General features: G+C 51.6%; 18 protein-coding genes and 1 other RNA gene. 8 read left to right on the top strand and 11 right to left on the bottom strand.

All coding sequences use genetic code 11. The annotated features are described in order from the left end of the window. The 4 genes from B4N58_RS10715 to gyrA all read right to left on the bottom strand — a co-directional run. Positions 1 to 516 (bottom strand): aminotransferase class I/II-fold pyridoxal phosphate-dependent enzyme (locus B4N58_RS10715; RefSeq protein ID WP_291749046.1); only part of this gene is annotated, 516 nt, incomplete at its 3' end. A gap of 10 nt (positions 517 to 526) precedes the next feature. Then, positions 527 to 1,618 (bottom strand): prephenate dehydratase, encoded by a 1,092-nt coding sequence (gene pheA, locus B4N58_RS10720; protein WP_291749048.1) that lies wholly within the window; start codon positions 1,616 to 1,618, stop codon positions 527 to 529. Beyond that, entirely contained in the window at positions 1,618 to 2,736 is a 1,119-nt protein-coding gene (serC, locus tag B4N58_RS10725) for a 3-phosphoserine/phosphohydroxythreonine transaminase (RefSeq protein WP_291749050.1), read from the bottom strand. The genes pheA and serC overlap by 1 nt, the downstream gene beginning before the upstream one ends. Before the next feature lie 39 nt (positions 2,737 to 2,775). Then, a complete protein-coding gene (gyrA, locus tag B4N58_RS10730) occupies positions 2,776 to 5,388 on the bottom strand; it encodes a DNA gyrase subunit A (RefSeq protein WP_291749053.1) in 2,613 nt (870 codons plus the stop codon). A 169-nt stretch (positions 5,389 to 5,557) separates the two neighbouring features. On the opposite strand from gyrA, the gene B4N58_RS10735 reads away from it, so the two are divergent. The 5 genes from B4N58_RS10735 to ssrA all read left to right on the top strand — a co-directional run bounded on the left by B4N58_RS10735 (position 5,558) and on the right by ssrA (position 9,528). Further along, a complete protein-coding gene (locus B4N58_RS10735; protein WP_291749055.1) occupies positions 5,558 to 6,880 on the top strand; it encodes a TRZ/ATZ family hydrolase in 1,323 nt (440 codons plus the stop codon). A 75-nt stretch (positions 6,881 to 6,955) separates the two neighbouring features. After that, positions 6,956 to 7,612 (top strand): outer membrane protein OmpA, encoded by a 657-nt coding sequence (ompA, locus tag B4N58_RS10740; RefSeq protein WP_008252761.1) that lies wholly within the window; start codon positions 6,956 to 6,958, stop codon positions 7,610 to 7,612. A gap of 107 nt (positions 7,613 to 7,719) precedes the next feature. Then, entirely contained in the window at positions 7,720 to 8,439 is a 720-nt protein-coding gene (gene ubiG, locus B4N58_RS10745; RefSeq protein WP_008252762.1) for a bifunctional 2-polyprenyl-6-hydroxyphenol methylase/3-demethylubiquinol 3-O-methyltransferase UbiG, read from the top strand. An 11-nt stretch (positions 8,440 to 8,450) separates the two neighbouring features. After that, positions 8,451 to 9,107, top strand: coding sequence for an HAD family hydrolase (locus tag B4N58_RS10750; protein WP_008252764.1), 657 nt, complete (start codon positions 8,451 to 8,453; stop codon positions 9,105 to 9,107). Positions 9,108 to 9,144: 37 nt separating this feature from the next. Next, positions 9,145 to 9,528: a transfer-messenger RNA gene (gene ssrA, locus B4N58_RS10755) on the top strand. Positions 9,529 to 9,569: 41 nt separating this feature from the next. Here the strand turns inward: ssrA and B4N58_RS10760 are convergent. The 3 genes from B4N58_RS10760 to B4N58_RS10770 form a co-directional block, all read right to left on the bottom strand. Next, a complete protein-coding gene (locus tag B4N58_RS10760) occupies positions 9,570 to 9,881 on the bottom strand; it encodes a c-type cytochrome (protein WP_040513668.1) in 312 nt (103 codons plus the stop codon). A 71-nt stretch (positions 9,882 to 9,952) separates the two neighbouring features. Next, positions 9,953 to 11,221: a PQQ-dependent sugar dehydrogenase gene (locus tag B4N58_RS10765; RefSeq protein ID WP_291749062.1), complete on the bottom strand. Its 1,269-nt coding sequence runs from the start codon at positions 11,219 to 11,221 to the stop codon at positions 9,953 to 9,955. 139 nt (positions 11,222 to 11,360) lie between these two features. Continuing rightward, positions 11,361 to 11,597, bottom strand: a complete 237-nt coding sequence (locus B4N58_RS10770; protein ID WP_156799717.1) for a hypothetical protein — start codon at positions 11,595 to 11,597, stop codon at positions 11,361 to 11,363. Between the two features lie 425 nt (positions 11,598 to 12,022). On the opposite strand from B4N58_RS10770, the gene rarD reads away from it, so the two are divergent. Further along, positions 12,023 to 12,925, top strand: coding sequence for an EamA family transporter RarD (gene rarD / locus B4N58_RS10775; RefSeq protein WP_291749066.1), 903 nt, complete (start codon positions 12,023 to 12,025; stop codon positions 12,923 to 12,925). Here the strand turns inward: rarD and B4N58_RS10780 are convergent. Then, positions 12,876 to 13,802: a LysR family transcriptional regulator gene (locus B4N58_RS10780; protein ID WP_291749069.1), complete on the bottom strand. Its 927-nt coding sequence runs from the start codon at positions 13,800 to 13,802 to the stop codon at positions 12,876 to 12,878. The two genes, rarD and B4N58_RS10780, sit on opposite strands and share 50 nt — an antisense overlap. 123 nt (positions 13,803 to 13,925) lie before the next feature. Between B4N58_RS10780 and B4N58_RS10785 the strand changes: the two genes are divergently transcribed. Together B4N58_RS10785 and B4N58_RS10790 are read left to right on the top strand one after the other, a co-directional pair. After that, complete coding sequence (locus B4N58_RS10785) at positions 13,926 to 15,056, top strand: alkene reductase (protein ID WP_291749071.1); 1,131 nt, start codon at positions 13,926 to 13,928, stop codon at positions 15,054 to 15,056. Positions 15,057 to 15,104: 48 nt separating this feature from the next. Then, complete coding sequence (locus tag B4N58_RS10790; RefSeq protein ID WP_008252973.1) at positions 15,105 to 15,425, top strand: nucleotide pyrophosphohydrolase; 321 nt, start codon at positions 15,105 to 15,107, stop codon at positions 15,423 to 15,425. Here B4N58_RS10790 and B4N58_RS10795 read toward each other — a convergent pair. The 3 genes from B4N58_RS10795 to B4N58_RS10805 are packed head-to-tail and all read right to left on the bottom strand — an operon-like array spanning position 15,422 to position 18,484. Then, positions 15,422 to 16,489: a zinc ribbon domain-containing protein gene (locus B4N58_RS10795; RefSeq protein WP_291749078.1), complete on the bottom strand. Its 1,068-nt coding sequence runs from the start codon at positions 16,487 to 16,489 to the stop codon at positions 15,422 to 15,424. The genes B4N58_RS10790 and B4N58_RS10795 overlap by 4 nt on opposite strands. A 47-nt stretch (positions 16,490 to 16,536) precedes the next feature. Beyond that, the gene (gene fghA, locus B4N58_RS10800; RefSeq protein WP_291749081.1) at positions 16,537 to 17,373 is read right to left on the bottom strand and encodes an S-formylglutathione hydrolase; all 837 of its coding nucleotides are present in this window, start codon (positions 17,371 to 17,373) and stop codon (positions 16,537 to 16,539) included. Between the two features lies 1 nt (position 17,374). Then, the gene (locus B4N58_RS10805; protein WP_291749109.1) at positions 17,375 to 18,484 is read right to left on the bottom strand and encodes an S-(hydroxymethyl)glutathione dehydrogenase/class III alcohol dehydrogenase; all 1,110 of its coding nucleotides are present in this window, start codon (positions 18,482 to 18,484) and stop codon (positions 17,375 to 17,377) included. Positions 18,485 to 18,593: the final 109 nt, after the last annotated feature.

The raw sequence follows: 18,593 nt of genomic DNA on the forward strand, positions 1-18,593 counted from the left end.
GCCGGTCGGGTTGTTGGGGTTGGCGATGAAAACTACATGCGTTTGAGAATCGATGGACTTCAAAAACCCATCTAGATCGTGAGTAAAGCAAACCGCAGGCACTACCTTGGACTGCGCACCGCATCCCTGTGTAGCCAAGGGGTAAACCGCAAATGCGTACTGCGAAAATACGGCATTGGTCCCTTGCGTCAGAAAAGCTTTTGCCGCCAATTCCAGTACGTCGTTGGAACCATTGCCCAAGGTTATTTGCTCAGGTTTTACACCGTGACGAGCAGCCAGTTTGGCCTTCAAGGAAAAACCGTTCGCGTCCGGGTAACGGCCCAAATCGGTCGCAGCCTGCGCAATCGCAGCCTTGGCTTTTTCACCCAGCCCCAAGGGATTTTCATTGGAGGCCAGCTTGACCACTGTATTGGGGTCGAGACCCAGTTCTCGAACCACGTCAGACACCGGTTTACCGGCCTTGTAGGGGGCAATGGCACGAATGAATTGAGGGGCTTGCTCGGTCAGTTTTTGCATGGTGCTGCTTTCAGTTGCGTTGTGCTGCCGGGTACGAACCCAGCACTTTCAAAAAGGATGCGCTTTTTCTCAGTTGCTCCAAAGCTTTGGCCACTGCTGGCTCGCTTTGATGGCCTTGCAAATCTATGAAAAAATAATACTCCCAGCGTCCATTGCGGGCGGGTCTAGACTCCAGCCGGGTCATTGACACATTCTCGGCGTTAAAGGGTTCCAGCATTTTGTACACTGCACCCGGCTGATTGGGCACGGATGCAACCAAGCTTGTTTTATCCACCCCGGAAGGCCCTGTTAATTGATTGCCCAAAACCAGGAAACGAGTGGTGTTGTGGGCATCGTCTTGAATATGTTCCTGAAATGCTTTCAAGCCATAACGCTCTCGCGCGGCCTGGCCTGCAATGGCTGCCACTTTTGCGTTTTCACTGGCCATTTGGGCAGCAACACCGTTGCTGGCTACGGTTTCCTGTTGAATGTGAGGCGCATACTGCGAAAGCCACCCACGGCACTGTGCCAAGGCTTGCGGGTGGGCACATATTTTTTCAATGCCGTCCAGCGATCCGGTTTGACACAGCAATTGGTGATGGATAGCCAACTGAACTTCGCCACACACCAAAGCGCTTGACTCAACCAAGGCGTCCAGCGTGCGGGCAATCGACCCCTCTGTCGAATTCTCAACTGGCACCACAGCAAAATCGACCTGCTGAGCCTGTAACTGTCGAAAAGCCTCTTCAATGGTTTCTACTGGTTCGGCCTGAACGCAGTGTCCAAAGAACGACCAAACCGCCTGTTCGCTGTAAGTACCTAAAGGCCCCAGAAAAGCCACGTGTACCTCGCGCTCCAGAGAGCGGCAAGCCGACATGATTTCCTTGAACAAGGTGTGAATGTGTTGTGAACTCAGAGGCCCAGTGTTGGCGGTATTTAGTTTGTCGAGCACCTGCGCTTCACGTTCGGGGCGCATGACGGGGGCATCGGTTTTCGCCTTCACATGACCAATCGACTGAGCGAGGCTTGCTCTTTTGTTGAGCAAAATCAACATTTGCTGATCGATGTCATCGATTTGATCGCGAAACTTCAGCAATTCGGCATTGATATCAGGCGTACTCATCAAGCCTCCGTTTTCTCGAATTCGCGCATGAACTCAGCCAACGCCTTAACCCCTTCCAGAGGCATGGCATTGTAAATAGACGCGCGCATGCCACCCACAGATTTATGTCCTTTCAACTGCACCAGACCACGCTCTGCGGCAAGGCTGAGAAATTTTCCGTTCAACGTCTCGTCGGCCAGCGTGAAAGGTACATTCATGCGAGAACGGTCAGAAATTCGAACCGGGCAGTTGTAAAGCGCACTGCTGTCAATCGTGTTGTACAACAAGGCCGCTTTTTCTTGTGCCTGGGCTTGCGCCCAAGGCACACCACCCTTCTCAATCAACCATTCAAACACCAAGCCAGCGATATAAATAGAATACGTTGGCGGCGTGTTGTACATGGAACCGTTTTCAGCCACGGTACCGAATTCAAACGCGGATGGACAGATTGGCAAAGCCCGATTAAGCAGTTCTTTGTCGATCACTACAATGGTGACGCCAGCGGGGCCCACATTCTTTTGTGCACCGCCATAAATCAAGCCGTATTTGGCCACATCGAGCGTTTTCGACAGAATATTTGAGGACATGTCCGCAACCACAGGACAATCCAGTTGGCTGGCAAGTGACTCAATTTGCCCATTGAACTCGACGCCACTGATTGTTTCGTTGTCGCAATAATGCAAATAGGCCATTTGTTGGCCATTCACGCGGTCAAGCAATGAAGCACACTCAGGAACGTAGCAAGCGGCCGCGGTGTCGGTCAGTGCATTTGCGTTGTCGAGCACCACACGGGCCAATCCGTACTTTGAAAACTCCTTGGTAGTCTTTTTCGACCATGCACCGGTATTGACGAATGCAGCCTGCTCAAAACCTTGAAGCAAATTCATTGGCACAATTGCATTCATGCCAACAGCGCCACCCTGCATGAACAACACATCATGTGTATCCGGCACGTTCAACAACTTGCGAAAGTCACTGCGGGTTTTGTCGAAAATACTGGTGTATTCAGGACTGCGATGGCTCATCTCCATCACGGACAAACCCTTGCCCTGCCAATCCAGCATTTCCTCCGCAGCCTTGCGCAAGACTGGCTCAGGCAAAGCTGCCGGACCCGCAGAAAAATTCCAAACTCTAGACATGCTCGCCCTGTGCAATCAACCGTTCAAATCATTTTCGACTTATTCATCAGCTTGTGCCGAGTCACCGTTTTCGTCAGTTTCCCCAAGGTCTTCAGCATCGGACTCCACGATGCGCTGCAAGCCCGAAAGCCATGTACCTTCATCCACGCTGATCAATGTGACGCCTTGTGTTGCGCGCCCCATTTCACGGATCTCGGACACGCGCGTGCGAACCAGCACTCCACCCGTGGTAATCAACATGATTTCGTCTGTTGGATTCACCAGCACTGCGGATACAACCTTGCCATTACGCTCAGAAGTTTGAATGGCGATCATGCCTTTGGTACCGCGGCCGTGTCGGGTGTACTCGGAGACAGGCGTGCGCTTTCCAAAACCATTCTCGGTAGCGGTCAACACGGATTGTTGTTCACTTTCTGCCACCAACATGGCGATAACTCGCTGGCCTTCTTCGAGGTTCATGCCGCGAACACCACGTGCATTGCGGCCCATGGCGCGCACATCGTTTTCATCGAAACGCACCGCCTTGCCGGAATCACTGAACAACATCACGTCATTGGTGCCGTTGGTCATGGCTGCACCAATCAGGAAGTCACCTTCATCCAAATTCACCGCAATAATGCCGCGCTTCATGGGACGGGAAAAATCGCTGAGTTTGGACTTCTTGACAGTGCCCAGGCTGGTGGCCATCAAGACATATTTGTCTTCGTCTTCAAAACTTTTCACTGGCAACACAGCCGTGATTTTTTCGCCTTCCGCCAAGGGGAACATGTTGATGATGGGACGACCACGCGAGGTGCGAGAACCCTGCGGCACCTCATACACCTTCAGCCAATAAACACGGCCTGCATTTGAAAAATATAAAATCGTATCGTGCGTGTTGGCCACGAACAGGTAGTCAATCCAGTCATCTTCTTTGGTTGTGGCCGCCTGCTTGCCGCGACCACCGCGTTTTTGCGCACGGTATTCGGTCAGCGGCTGGCTCTTGATGTAGCCGGAGTGTGAAAGTGTCACCACCATGTCCTGCGGTGTGATCAGGTCTTCGGTACCCAGTTCGGTGGCATTGAATTCAATCATCGAGCGACGCTCATCTGCAAACTCGTTGCCAATCGACGTCAGCTCATCTTTGATAATCTGATTAATACGCTCGGGTTTAGACAAAATATCGAGCAAATCAGCGATTTGATCGATTACTTCCTTGTATTCATTCAAGATTTTGTCTTGTTCAAGACCGGTCAAGCGCTGCAGGCGCATGTTCAAAATTTCCTGAGCCTGCACTTCGCTCAGGCGATACATGCCGTCGTCCTGTAGACCCAGACGGGCTGGCAATCCCTCGGGGCGGAAAGCTTTGGCGCCACCAGAATCGCCCAGCTCTGTGCGCGACAGCATTTCGCGAACAATCGAGGAGTCCCAGCTTTTTGCAACCAGATCGGCTTTCGCCACAGGCGGTGTAGGCGCCGCCTTGATGATTGCAATGAATTCATCAATATTGGCCAAGGCCACGGCCAGGCCTTCCAGCACATGGCCGCGATCCCTGGCTTTTCGCAATTCAAACACGGTGCGGCGGGTAATTACCTCGCGGCGATGGCGCAAAAAGTAGAAAATCAGGTCCCGCAGGTTCAACAATCGGGGCTGGCCATCGACCAGCGCAACCATGTTGATGCCGAATGTATCTTGAAGCTGTGTGTTTTTGTACAGGTTATTCAGAATGACTTCGGGTACTTCCCCACGTTTCAATTCGATCACGACGCGAATACCGTCTTTGTCGGATTCGTCACGAATGTCGGAAATACCCTCGATTTTCTTTTCTGAGACCAGCTCGGCAATGCGCTCAAGCAAGGTTTTCTTGTTCACCTGGTACGGCAATTCGTCCACGATAATAGACTGGCGACCGCCTTTGTCCATGTCTTCGAAGTGGGTTTTCGCACGCATCACCACACGGCCTCGGCCGGTGCGGTATCCCTCTCGCACACCCTGGATGCCGTAAATAATGCCAGCTGTTGGAAAATCGGGGGCGGGGATCAATTCGATCAGATCATCGACAGTACATTCAGGCGCATCAATCGCGTAAAGGCAGGCAGCAACCACTTCTTTCAGGTTGTGCGGGGGCATGTTGGTGGCCATACCCACAGCAATGCCTGATGAGCCGTTGACCAGCAAGTTCGGCAAGCGGGCTGGCAACACCTTGGGCTCACGCTCACTGCCGTCATAGTTTGGCCCGAAATCGACAGTTTCCTTGTCGATGTCCAGCAGCATTTCCTGGGCAATTTTGGCGAGGCGAATTTCGGTGTAACGCATGGCCGCCGCGTTATCACCATCGATTGAACCGAAGTTACCTTGACCATCAACCAGCATGTAGCGCAATGAAAAATCTTGTGCCATACGCACAATGGTGTCGTAAACCGCAGAATCACCGTGTGGGTGGTACTTACCGATTACGTCACCGACAATACGGGCAGACTTCTTGTAGGCACGGTTCCAGTCGTTGTTCAACTCATGCATGGCAAACAGCACACGGCGGTGCACTGGCTTAAGGCCGTCACGCACATCCGGCAAGGCTCGACCCACAATTACGCTCATGGCGTAATCGAGATAAGACCTGCGCATCTCCTCTTCAAGGCTGATAGGGAGCGTTTCTTTTGCGAATGAATCCATGTTTCTTCTTGTGTTGAATTATTTGACTGAAGGAATAACAATTCAGGACGCTGCCATTCACGGCGGCGTCACATCCCTGGCGCTACACTTGCAAGCTTTCGATTGTATCAGCCAAAATCGCTGAAACTGGGCGCAATGGTGCGTTCCAAATCATCTAGTGACCCTGCCCATGCAACTGCTGACCCCCCAATGGCTCTTGTGCCTGAACCACACCACTGAAGTGCTTGAAAACCATGCGGTTTTAATCCATCAAGACCAAATTCAGGCGATTGGTCCACGCGAGGAAATGTTGCTGGCGCACCCCGACGCCGAGCGCATCGACCTACCCGGGCAAGTGCTCATGCCAGGCTTGATTAATTGCCACACCCATGCGGCCATGAACTTGCTGCGCGGTGCAGCAGACGATCTGGCACTTCATGACTGGTTGCAAACCAGGATTTGGCCGCTCGAGGGCGAGTTGGCCGATGCAGAGTTCGTCTATGACGGTACAGTGCTAGCCGCCGCCGAAATGCTTCAAGGCGGCGTCACCACGTTCAACGACATGTACTTTTACCCCGATCAGGTTGTACAAGCGGCGCTGGATGTAGGTTCACGCGTATTTGCAGGCATTACAGTCATCGAATTCCCGACACGCTATGCGGCTGAAGCCAAGCAATACATCGAACTGGGGATAGCCGCACGCGACAAATTCAAGCTTGAGCCAACCGTGCATTGGACGATTGCTCCGCATGCCCCCTATACGGTGAGTGACGACACATTTCAGCACATGGCGATGCTGGCCGAGGAATTGGATTTGCCGATTCACTGCCACCTGCACGAAACAGCCAGTGAAGTCAGCGATGCGGAAAGTCGCGACGGTACTCGGCCCTTTTCCAGGTTTGAGCAACTCGGCCTGATTAATGAACGCCTGATGGCGGTGCATGGCGTGCATCTGAACGAGCATGAATTGCAAGTGATGGCGGCCAAAGGGGCGACTCTGGTGCATTGCCCGGCTTCCAACCTGAAGCTCGCCAGCGGCATTGCGCCTGTGGCCGCAGCACTGAAAGCTGGCGTCAACGTGGTCATAGGCACAGATGGTGCGGCCAGCAACAACAAGTTGGACATGTGGGAAGAAGGCCGCTTGGCCTCCCTGCTCTGCAAAGGTGCCAGTGGCGATGCCACCGCCTTCAATGCAAGTGAGTTGCTCAAAAGCATGACTTGTAACGCGGCCAAGGCGTTGGGGGCGGACCACTTGATCGGCCGTATTGCCCCCGGTCTGCAGGCGGACCTGATCACAATCGCAATTGGAGAGGCTGCTCACCAGTTACCCAACCACAATCTGGTCTCGAAACTGGCTTACAGCGGGGCTTCCAGGGATGTGAAGCATGTTTGGGTAGCGGGCGTTCAAGTTGTGCAATCGCAACAACTTGTGGGCAAAAGGGCACAATTAGTCGGGGAAATCATGCGAAAAACCCAACGAGTGTGGCAGACTCGTGTCGAGAAAGTTGGTTGAGAGGGTGATAACTATGACAGCCTCTACTGTAAACTATCAACCAGCTTGAACCCCTATTTAACCCAAGGAGCAACAATGAAAAAAATGTCGACTCTCACGCAAGTTCTGATGGCAATGGCCATTGGTACAGCGTCTACAGCCGCTATGGCCCACACAACAGACAAAGGTGAAGGCCTGTCAGGCTATGTAGTGGATGGCAGCGGCAAGGTTGTTAAAGACGGCTCCGGCGAGTGCATCCGCACCAGCTACTTCACAGCCGCTTTGGCAATCCAGGAATGTGATCCTGACTTGATCCCCAAGAAGCCAGCTCCAGCACCAGTTGCTGCACCAGCACCTGCTCCTGAGCCCGCACCAGCACCTACTCCAGTAATTACCAAAGTAAGTCTGGAAGCGGATGCCTACTTCGACTTCGACAAGGCCACACTGAAGCAAGGCGGTAAAGACCGTATTGATTCTGAAATCGCCAAGTTGGGTCAGGTTGACTTGAACAGCGTAATCGCAATCGGTCACACCGACTCTATCGGTTCCGATGCTTACAACCAAAAGCTGTCCGAGCGTCGTGCTCAGGCCGTTAAGGACTACATGGTAAGCAAGGGCGTTTCCGCTGACCGTATCCAGATCAAGGGCATGGGCGAAAGCCAGCCAGTGGCTGACAACAAGACTAGAGAAGGTCGTGCCAAGAACCGTCGCGTTGAGATCGAATTCAACGCAACACAGAAAGTTGCCAAGTAATTAGCAACCTCTGGTTCTGATCAAAAAAGCCCGGCCTAGCCGGGCTTTTTTGTTTCTGCCTTCGGTTAAACTAAAGGCTATCGCATTCTATTGAAGAGCCTTGACCCATGAGCAGTATCGAATCCAACAACAATGTTGACCACGCCGAACTGGCCAAATTTTCCGCATTGGCCAGCAAATGGTGGGACCCCAACAGTGAGTTCCGCCCCCTGCACGAAATCAACCCGCTTCGATTAAACTGGATCGATGAACGTGTCGGCCTGAAAGGAAAAAGGGTTCTGGATGTGGGCTGCGGTGGTGGCATTCTGGCTGAAAGCATGGCTCGCCGGGGTGCGGATGTTCTGGGCATTGACCTGGCAGATAAATCGCTGAAAGTAGCCGAACTGCACAAGCTTGAAACTGGTGTGAACAATGTCAATTACCGATTTGTCTCAGCAGAGCAATTGGCCGCTGAAGAGCGAGGCACATTCGATGTCGTGACCTGCCTTGAAATGCTAGAGCATGTACCCGATCCTGCCCAAACCATTCAGGCCTGTGCCGACTTGTGTAAACCGGGTGGCTGGCTGTTTTTCTCGACCATCAACCGAAATCCAAAAAGCTTCGTTTTTGCGATTGTCGGCGCGGAGTACGTGCTGAACCTGCTTCCCAAAGGTACTCACGAGTACAAAAAATTCATCAAACCCTCTGAACTGGCGCAATATGCACGCCAATCAAAACTTGATTTCTCTGAAATCATTGGCTTGGTGTACAACCCCCTGACCAAGGTTTATCGCCTTGCTCGCGACACCGATGTGAATTACATGGTGGCCTGCAGAAAACCGGCTTGAGGGGTTAAACCGTGCCTTTAAAAGGAATTTTGTTTGATCTGGACGGTACGCTCGTAGACACTGCGCCCGACCTGTGCGGCACCATTCAAGACATGCAAAGCGATAGAGGAATTGACATTACCCCCTATCGAGCGATGGAACACCTCGCCTCCGGGGGGGCGCGCGCTTTGCTGAGAGCAGGCTTCGGGCTTGAAATGCATTACCCGGAGTTTCCGGCCATGCGTGCAGAATTTCTTGAACGCTATGAGGCCAGAATTGCCCGAGAAAGTTCGGTTTACAGCGGAATTACTCCCTTGCTGAATGAAATTAAAGCGCGCGGTGCCCAGTGGGGAATCGTCACCAACAAGCCCTACTACCTGGCTGAAAAGCTTGTGCATGAGCTGGGTTTGACCCAAGGTTGCAGTGTGCTCATTGGCGGCGACACAGCCGAAAAGCCAAAACCCTCCCCTCAGCCCTGTTTCATGGCGGCTGGTCAAATGCGTTTGCCCACCGAGCAATGCGTGATGATTGGCGATGACGAAAGGGATATTATTGCGGGCAGAGAGGCTGGCATGACCACTGTGGCGGTTGAATATGGCTACATTGCCAGCCCGATTGAGCAATGGCGTGCGGATGCAACTGTAAAAACTGCCCACGATTTGGCCAAATGGCTTGAAATTAGAATGTGAGCCCCCACATCAAGAGTGTTACAATTGGTTTTCCAATGGGGTCGATCTGGTTTCGACGTGGGTTGCAAAGCTATTGGGGCGTGTCGAGGATCAGTTACCTCGTAAATCCATCTGAAAAACTTTAAACGCAAACGACTCTTCGTTTAGCCCCGAACTCAAACTGGCCGCTTAAGCCAGTTTAGTTTGGACTTCCTACACCAGCTCGCCGATGGGCTGGGCGGGGTCAAACCCGCGGTGGGATCATCTACATCGGACCGCTTACCGGAATGCTGCCGGCCGGTAAGTTAAATTAGGTGGATCGCGGATGCTGAAGAATGTCGCTTTTCGTCAGTAGCCGTTAAACACAAACAAGACGACTACACACGTAGAACTGGTAGTGGAGGATTTGCGGACGCGGGTTCAATTCCCGCCGGCTCCACCAAATAAAGCAAAAAAGGCTACCCTTTGGGTGGCCTTTTTAGTTTACTTCACCGACAAAATGTAATTGGCAATCGTCATTGCGTCCTCGTCGGTTACCCGCGGTTGCGCAGGCATGGGCGTATTGCCCCACACACCAGCACCACCCGACTGGATTTTCTTGGCCAGCTTTTCGGCCGCCCCCGCCTCATCGGCGTATTTCAAAGCCACTTGTTGATAGGTGGGGCCATACTTCTTTTTGTCCTCGGCATGGCATGCCGTACAGTTGTACTTTCTAACCATTTCAGGGCTGGCCACCGCATTGCCAAGCGCTGTGAACATTGAGCCAGCAATCATCAAGGCTGCATACTTCTTCATGAATACTTCCCTCTCCAGGGCCGCGCCACCCCGATGGGACAGCACGGCTTTAACTTCTCAACTAGAAAAACTTAGTTTGGTTTGATCTGATAAATTTCGCCTTCATCGGTGGCCACATACAGGTTGCCGTCATGACCTTGCACCACGGAACGGAAGCGACCCGCGGGCATGGGCAAAGGCATGATGCTGCGCTTGGCTGTCAAGCCATCTTTGCTGATGTCGAGCAAGTCGATGCGGTTACCGACGGGAGTTCCATGGATACCAATTCCCATATACCCAACGGCCATTTTCCCGTCCCAGTCTTTCCACTGTTTACCATTCAGGAAAACCCCCGAAGACATGCCCTGCGACAAGTTTTCATTGTTCCAGGCTGGCTTCATGGCTTTGGGATAGGTTTTGGTGTCTGTCATCGGCATAAATGCCGCACGCTTCACGGGTTCCATGGCACCCATTTGATTCGGGCTGTAACCGCAATAAGCGTCTGGGCAATCTCCACGGCCACCCACATTGGGTCGTGGGTCCCATCCAGCGTTGCCGCCATTACTCAGCACAGTGACCTCATCGGAGTGCCAAGGTCCATTCTCGGCCGTAACCGGTTGATTGGTACCTGGACGGAATGCAATACCTTGGGGATTGCGATGGCCGTACGTGAACACGCGCGCATCAAAACCCTTGGGCGGCTTGTTGCCCGCGGCGGCCTTACCGTCCCGGTCAATCCGCAACACCTTGCCACCCAGCTTGGTGGGGCTTTGTGGCACAGCGCCATTGTGCGTGTCGCCAGTGGTCACATACAGAAAACCGTCGCCAGAATTGAATCGAATTCGCCCACCATTGTGGGCACCCGAGGAACCGAAAGGATGATCGCTTGCCGCAGTTTTGTAAGGGATGTCATCCACGATATCTGTTCGATCAGAGGTTTTGCTCAAGTCTGCGTTTACTTTCAACCGGATCACCCGGTTGGTCTGCGGATTCGATTTGCTGGAGGTGGAATACACATAGACATATCGATTTTTTGCAAAATCAGGATCCACCGCCACACCATTCATACCAGCCTGACCGTCACAAAACAAATCTGGCATAGCGTCCGCATAACCCTTGGCGTCTTTCATCCCAACCAGTTTGTTCACGGAGCCCGAGGGTAAGCGGACCGACAGGCCATGGCATTTCTCAGTGAAAAACATGGCGCCATCTGGCAGAAACGCCATGTCCCAAGGATTCTCCAATTTGGTCAAAACGGCTGTTGCGGTAAGACTAGGGGCTGCTGCTGTCGCGACACCGCTCATCGCCAGACTGGCTGAGGCAAAGACCGCGCATGACAAAAGTTTATTGAGCTTCTTCATTTTGTCTCCTGATTCTATGAGTAAGGCAGGCGTGTAATTCGATATCAAAGCGATCGTGTCATCGCTCATCATCGAAGCACACCTCGAGAAAATTGCACATATTTAACACTCGGTCAATATGGCCTTACCCGCAAAAGAATCATTCCGTTTTTGAAGACTTGCCTTTCAATATCAGGCTGAAGAAATTTTTGCTACCCGCCTTTTCACCTTGATCGGACAGCAAGCGCTGAACACTGAAACCCAGCAGCAAAATTGTGGATCCACTGAAAGCCAACAAGCCACCAATGAGCGACAAGGGCCAGCTAAGATCTAGAAGCCGAAGCAACAATGCAACGACCACACTGAATAACACCAACAAACACACATAGATTTTCATGACCCAACACACCTGTTCAGCTTGACAAACACTCGTCTCCGGACCAGTGAATGCGCACTGCAATGCAAGGTTTCCTTGCGAACGAACAGCGCTCACCTGAGCGCACCCGGTTGATCGCCAAAAACTATTGCTGTGATTGCCTGTGTTTTTGGACCTGCGAATATTAATGAATATGGCAATTAAGATCCAGAAAATGTAATGTCGATTTGCGGTCAATTTTTCAGGTTTGAAACCAACAAGTTTGATCACAATGCTACTTTGTACAAATTCCTTTTTTTAACAATTTCGACATACAATTGTTGCAGCGCAAAAAACCACCTGAATGTCTATTTTGCGAACTAGACAAAATCAGAATTATGGTTATTTTTTAAATTTCACAATTGTTTACTTTTCGCCACATCTGAAAGGCACTAGTCCTACACATTATGCAAAAAGGCGTTTTTCTCTCCATTTTGGCCTCTGTACTGTTTGGCAGCATGTACTACTACACCACCTTGCTTGATCCTTTAAGTGGGGAGGAAATTTATGGTTGGAGAATGCTGCTGACCCTGCCAGTGATGACACTTTTTTTGATCTGGACTAAAGAGTGGGGTTTGATCAAATCGATTGCGCTGAGGTTGAAAACCGAGTGGAAACTTTATCTGGCTTTACCAGCGTCGTCCCTGCTGCTTGGCACACAACTGTGGCTTTTCCTTTGGGCCCCTTTGCATGGGCATGCGATGAATGTCTCTTTGGGCTATTTCATGATGCCACTGGTGATGGTTTTAATTGGCCGCTTTTACTACCGGGATAAACTCAGTCAACTTCAAAAACTGGCTGTGTTACTGGCACTGCTTGGTGTTACCAATGCGGTGTTTCAAGCTGGGGGATTCGCCTGGACCTCCCTCTTGGTGTGTTTGGGTTATCCCTATTACTTTGTGCTGCGGTCAAAATTCAAAATAGACAATCTGGGCGGGTTGTGGTTTGACATGTTGCTAATGACCCCGCTGGCGCTGTACTTTGCACTGAATGGCGAAGGCTTGGCCCAAATGACGGGATTACAACTTCAGCTACCTTTGCTGATTATCCTGTTGGGGGTGTTAAGTGCTTCAGCCTTGATCGCCTATATTTTGTCGAGCCGTATGTTGCCATTTAGTTTGTTTGGTTTGCTGGGCTACGTAGAACCTGTGCTTTTGGTGGTGGTTGCGTTCTTGATCGGCGAATCAATCGCCAAGCAGGAGTGGCCCACCTATCTCGCCATTTGGCTGTCACTTAGTTTGCTGGCCGTAGAGGGCCTACTTAAGCTTTATAGGATCGAATCACGGTCGACAAATCGGGGTCTTGATTAAAAGTTTCTGTAAAAAAGTCCACAAAACTGCTGATCTTGATGGAAGGGCGACGTTCAGGTTGATATACCACATTCAGTGGCAAAGTACTTGGCTTGTAGTGGTTCAAAATTGTTTGAACGCTACCATCTCGAATGTCGCGACCATAAATCCAGGTGGGTGAATAACAAATGCCCAGTCCTTCGAGAACACCTTGACGAATTGCCTCAGAACTATTTGATTGAAAGTTACTTCCTACACGGACAGTGATGGCTTTGTCTTTGCTGCCGTAAAAGGTCCATTCATTGAAGTTGTCGATTCCTGTGTAAAGCAGACAGTTGTGTGCGCTTAAATCATCGGGTTTTTGAGGAGTACCGTGGCGTGCCAAATAAGCTGCGGACACAATAACTGCCCTGCTCACTGAGCCAATCCGCCTTGCAATCAGGCGACTGTCTTTTAGTTCGCCCACACGGAAGGCCACATCGATACCCGCTGCCACCAGGTCGACAAAACTGTCGTCTAGTTGCAGGTCAATTCGCATTTTCGGATATCGCTCATAAAATGCGGCGAGTCGAGGCACAATGTGAATTCGGCCAAATGCGACAGGCGCAGCTACCCTTAAAAGACCGCTAACCTCGTGTTCAGCGCGATGCACTTCGCTTCGGGCCTCCTCCAAAGTATCAAGCACTTGCCGACACCGTTGGTAGTACAGGCGTCCCGCCTCGGTTAACGCGTGGCTGCGGGTGGAGCGCACAAGCAATAAAACGCCAACGTCAGCCTCCAAGGCCTGCACCTGTTTACTGATGGCTGACTGTGTTGTGTGGGCCTGCCTTGCCACCGCGGAGAAGTTGCCTGTTTCCACCACCCTGACGAACGTCTCCATCAACTTCAAGCGATCCATTCAGCGATTCCTTAATATATTCCCCTCAGGAATAAATACTATAACAACTGTTCCGTAGATCCATGGGCTGTGAATACGCATAATGTGCAACATTGCACTGCAACACAAGAGGAGTACCAAAGCATGAATGCACCCACCCCACACGTGAATGAACAAATTGCCAACGTTGATGATTTGAAACTGTTTCAACCCGGAAAAATTGGCAGTATTGAAGTGAAAAACCGGGTTGTCATGGCCCCGTTGACGCGTTGTCGCTCAGACGAAGCAGCAGGAGATATTCCTGGCAGCGACATGAACATTGAGTACTACAAGCAACGCGCAAATGCGGGCTTGATCATCAGCGAAGGAACGCAGGTTTCGCCAGCCGGGAAAGGCTACATGGCTACGCCCGGAATATATTCCGAGGCGCAAGTACAAGGCTGGAAACCGATCACCGCCGCCGTTCATGCCGCTGGCAGCAAAATCATTGCGCAGATTTGGCATGTTGGCCGCATTACACACCCGGACCTGACTGGCGGCCTGAGCCCGATTGCGCCTTCAGCGGTAAAGCCCAATATAGTGGCCTACACCCACAATGGCAAGGTAGAGGTGCCAGTGCCACATGAGCTGAGCGCAGATGAGATCAAAGTGGTCGTGAATGAATATCGCCAAGGTGCGGCCAATGCCATCAAGGCTGGTTTTGACGGCGTGGAAATCCACGGGGCAAATGGTTATTTGATCGACCAGTTTTTGCGCGATGGCGCCAACAAACGTACCGATCAATATGGTGGCAGTGCCGAGAACCGTGCGCGCTTTGCCCTTGAAGTGGTTGACGCAGTCATTGCTGAAATCGGTGCGGGTAAGGTGGGCATTCGCTTGTCCCCGGTAACACCATTCAACGATCTGAGCGATAGCAATCCTCAAGCTGTATTTGGCTACCTGATCGAGCAATTAAACCAGCGTGGAATCGGCTTCATCCATATGATTGAAGGCTCGACGGGCGGTGACCGCGATGTACCCGGTTTTGATTACGCATGGGCCCGCAAAACGTTCCAAGGTACCTACATCGTGAACAACGGCTATACCCGTGACATGGCGATCAATGCCCTGGAAACCGGCTGGGCCGATGCGGTTTCTTTCGGACGGGCTTACATCTCCAACCCCGACCTTGTGCAGCGCCTGAAACTGAACGCACCCTTGGCGGAGGGTAACCCGCAGACTTATTACGCTCCAGGGCCAGAAGGCTACATTGATTACCCATCATCGAACGCGTAAATGAAAACGCCGGCCACAAGCCGGCGTTTTTTTTGATAATCTCAAAGCATGAGCAAAGACAGCCTTGAAGCACTTCAACAACAATTGATCGAATTTTCCAATGCGCGGCGTTGGGAAAAATTTCATTCCCCAAAAAACCTCAGTATGGCGTTGTCGGTCGAAGTGGCAGAATTGCTGGAACACTTTCAATGGCTAACCGAGGAAGAATCAAGGGGCATCGAGGGCAGCAAGCTGGATGAAGTCAAAGAAGAAGTGGCCGACGTGCTGCTTTACCTGCTACAAATCTGCAATCAGTTGCACATCGACCCAATCGATGCCGCCCAGAAAAAACTGGTGAAAAATGCCCTGAAATATCCCGCAATCGACTAGGGCTGCGCGGCTTGCGCTGGTGGGTCAGGCAAGCGAGCCCCAGTACCACAAGCGTGACAATACTTTGAAAACGTGCTTTTACGAGAACCACAGGCTGTGCACTTGTCGTGAAGACCTATTCCGCAATGTGGACAAAAATCAATCGCCGAGTCTTTCAAGTCAACCGTGCGTTCACAGCCTGGGCAAATGCCTTTAAGCAAACGTGCCAGTGCCGTGTCGTAATCCAGAACTTCTCGTCGCTTTGTTTCAGGTTGCGCTTCGGCCAATCGTTGCAGTTCCAGGTAACGGTTCAGGGCACGAATCGCCTGACGGCCCACCAGTACCGTAATGACAATACCCACGATATAGCGAATGTATCCCCCGTAACTGGGCAGATACGGCACCAACTCGACGAAAAATACAAACAAGGCGAAATAGATAAACCCCCACACGAAGGGCCAGTAAGTGCTTTGACGCTTGGTTTTGTAAAACCAGCCAGCGACCAGCAACAGCGGCAAAGTCAAAGCGAGGCGATAGCCAAACACGCGCAATTCCTGGCTTTGAATGGCACTGGTGTATTCGCCTTGTGCAGCACGCTCCAAGTCATTCAATTGCAATTGTGCTTTTCGATTGGCCTGCTGTGCATCCAGCAGCAATTTCTGCTGCATTTCCAACTGAGCCAGCGCCACTCGCTCCAGGGCCTGTAGATTGTCAACTCGCTCGGTTCTAGCAATCAGCTCCTGGTCTTGATCAGGAAGTGCAGTGGCCTTGCGTGTGGCCACCCACGCCATGAACTTCTCCCGTTCGGAATCTGTATCAGCCTCAGCCGCACTGTGCTTCAGTCTTGACTGTTCCAAAGCATCACTCACCTCGCGCTCGTTGAGTTCAGTCTTTCGGATCTGCTCTCGAACTGTTTTTAGTTCGATTGGATCCATGAAATCTTCGAGCGTTTGGGTTTGTTCAATTTGAGGCAAATCGCCCACGAGCGTGCCACCCAAACCGATCAGGAACCATGCGAAAACCACGGCCACCATCCACAAGCCGCGGCGAAACCATTTTTCTGACAACCTCAGTGATTTGCTCATCTGAATCTCATCCTGTTTTTATATGGTTTCAACAACGCGCGAGTGGCTTATTTCAGATACCGCGCATGGAAACGCAAATGATCCTCAATGAAGGTAGCAATAAAATAGTAGCTGTGGTCGTACCCAGCCTGGTAACGAACTTCGGCTTGATAACCGGTTTCCTGCAGAGCCGCCTCCAACAATTCGGTTTTCAGTTGCGAAGCCAGAAAGTTATCGGACAAACCTTGGTCGATCAACATGGGAAGTTGCTGAGCGCCCGCGCGAATGAGCGCCACAGTGTCATGACGCTGCCAGACTGCGGGATCGTTGCCCAGGTACAAAGCCAAGGCCTTCTGCCCCCAGGGACATTGCGTGGGGCTGACTATAGGCGCAAATGCACTCACCGACGCATAGCGAGCCGGGTTGTTCAATGCGATGGTAAGCGCCCCATGGCCCCCCATTGAATGACCAAAAACCGATTTAAGCTGACTAACCGGCAAACTTTCTTCGATCAGGGCTGGCAACTCATCAATGATGTAGCTATACATTTTGTAGTGTGAGTTCCAGGGCGCCTGAATGGCATCCACATAGAAACCAGCACCCAATCCAAAATCATAAGCCTTGTCAACGTCATCGGGCACGCCTTCTCCACGCGGGCTGGTGTCGGGCATCACCAAGGCGATTCCCAACTCCGCTGCTACTCGTTGTGCACCAGCCTTGGTAGTAAAGTTCTGATCAGTGCATGTCAATCCCGACAACCAGTACGCCACCGGTACCCGCTGCCCTGCCTGGGCTTGGGGTGGCAAATAGACGCTGAACTGCATGCTGCAATTCAGCACCTCTGACACATGTTCATACTGGTTTTGCAGACCACCAAAGCATTGAACGCTGCTGAGTAATTTCATATTAAAAATGGATTACTGTGCGAATGGATTTACCCTCGTGCATCAAATCAAAGGCTTCATTGATTCGCTCCAAAGGCATGGTGTGGGTAATAAATGTGTCCAGATCAATTTCATCATTCATGAAGCGGTTCACATAGCCTGGCAGTTCCGTGCGGCCTTTCACTCCGCCAAACGCACTGCCACGCCACACACGGCCTGTCACCAATTGAAACGGGCGTGTGGCAATTTCCTGTCCAGCGCCTGCAACCCCAATAATCACTGACTCGCCCCAACCCTTGTGGCAGCACTCCAGTGCCGATCTCATCACATTCACGTTACCAATGCACTCGAACGAGAAGTCGACACCGCCATCGGTCATTTCCACGATGACTTCCTGTATCGGTTTACTGTGGTCCTTGGGATTCACAAAATCAGTCGCACCCAATTTTTTGGCGATAGCAAACTTGTCTGCATTGATGTCGATTGCAATAATTCGGCTGGCCTTGGCCTGCACAGCGCCAATAATTGCAGCCAAACCGATTCCTCCCAATCCAAATATAGCGACTGTGTCGCCAGCCTTAACCTTGGCAGTGTTGTGCACGGCGCCTATACCAGTGGTTACTCCACATCCCAGCAAACAAACTTTCTCCAAGGGTGCCTTGGGATCAATTTTTGCCAGTGAAATTTCAGGCACCACCGTGTGCTCTGCAAAAGTGGAGGTGCCCATGTAGTGATAAATCGGTTTGCCATCTTTGGAAAAGCGAGTGGTGCCATCGGGCATCAATCCCTTGCCTTGCGTGGCTCGAATCGCTTGACACAGATTGGTTTTACCCGAAGTGCAAAACTTGCACACCCTGCATTCGGCGGTGTAAAGCGGAATGACATGGTCACCCACCGCCAGGCTTGTTACACCCTCTCCAACAGCTTCAACAATCCCGGCACCTTCATGGCCCAGAATCGCCGGAAAAATCCCTTCAGGATCATCTCCGGACAAGGTGTAAGCGTCTGTGTGGCAAACACCAGTTGCAACAATCCGAACGAGTACCTCGCCTTTTTGGGGAGGCATCAAATCAACCTCCTCGATTGATAAAGGTTGACCTGGGCCCCAAGCCACAGCAGCGCGTGTTTTGATCGATTGCAACATGTTGTTCTCCCAATGCTAGCGAGTATTTAAGACAGCTCCCATTATAGTAGGGGTTCATGGTCACCCCGCTGACTGCAAGCCGCATTTGAAGTGTGGT

Origin of the sequence: Limnobacter sp. UBA3528 (assembly GCF_002377005.1) — a bacterium.
GTDB lineage: Bacteria > Pseudomonadota > Gammaproteobacteria > Burkholderiales > Burkholderiaceae_B > Limnobacter.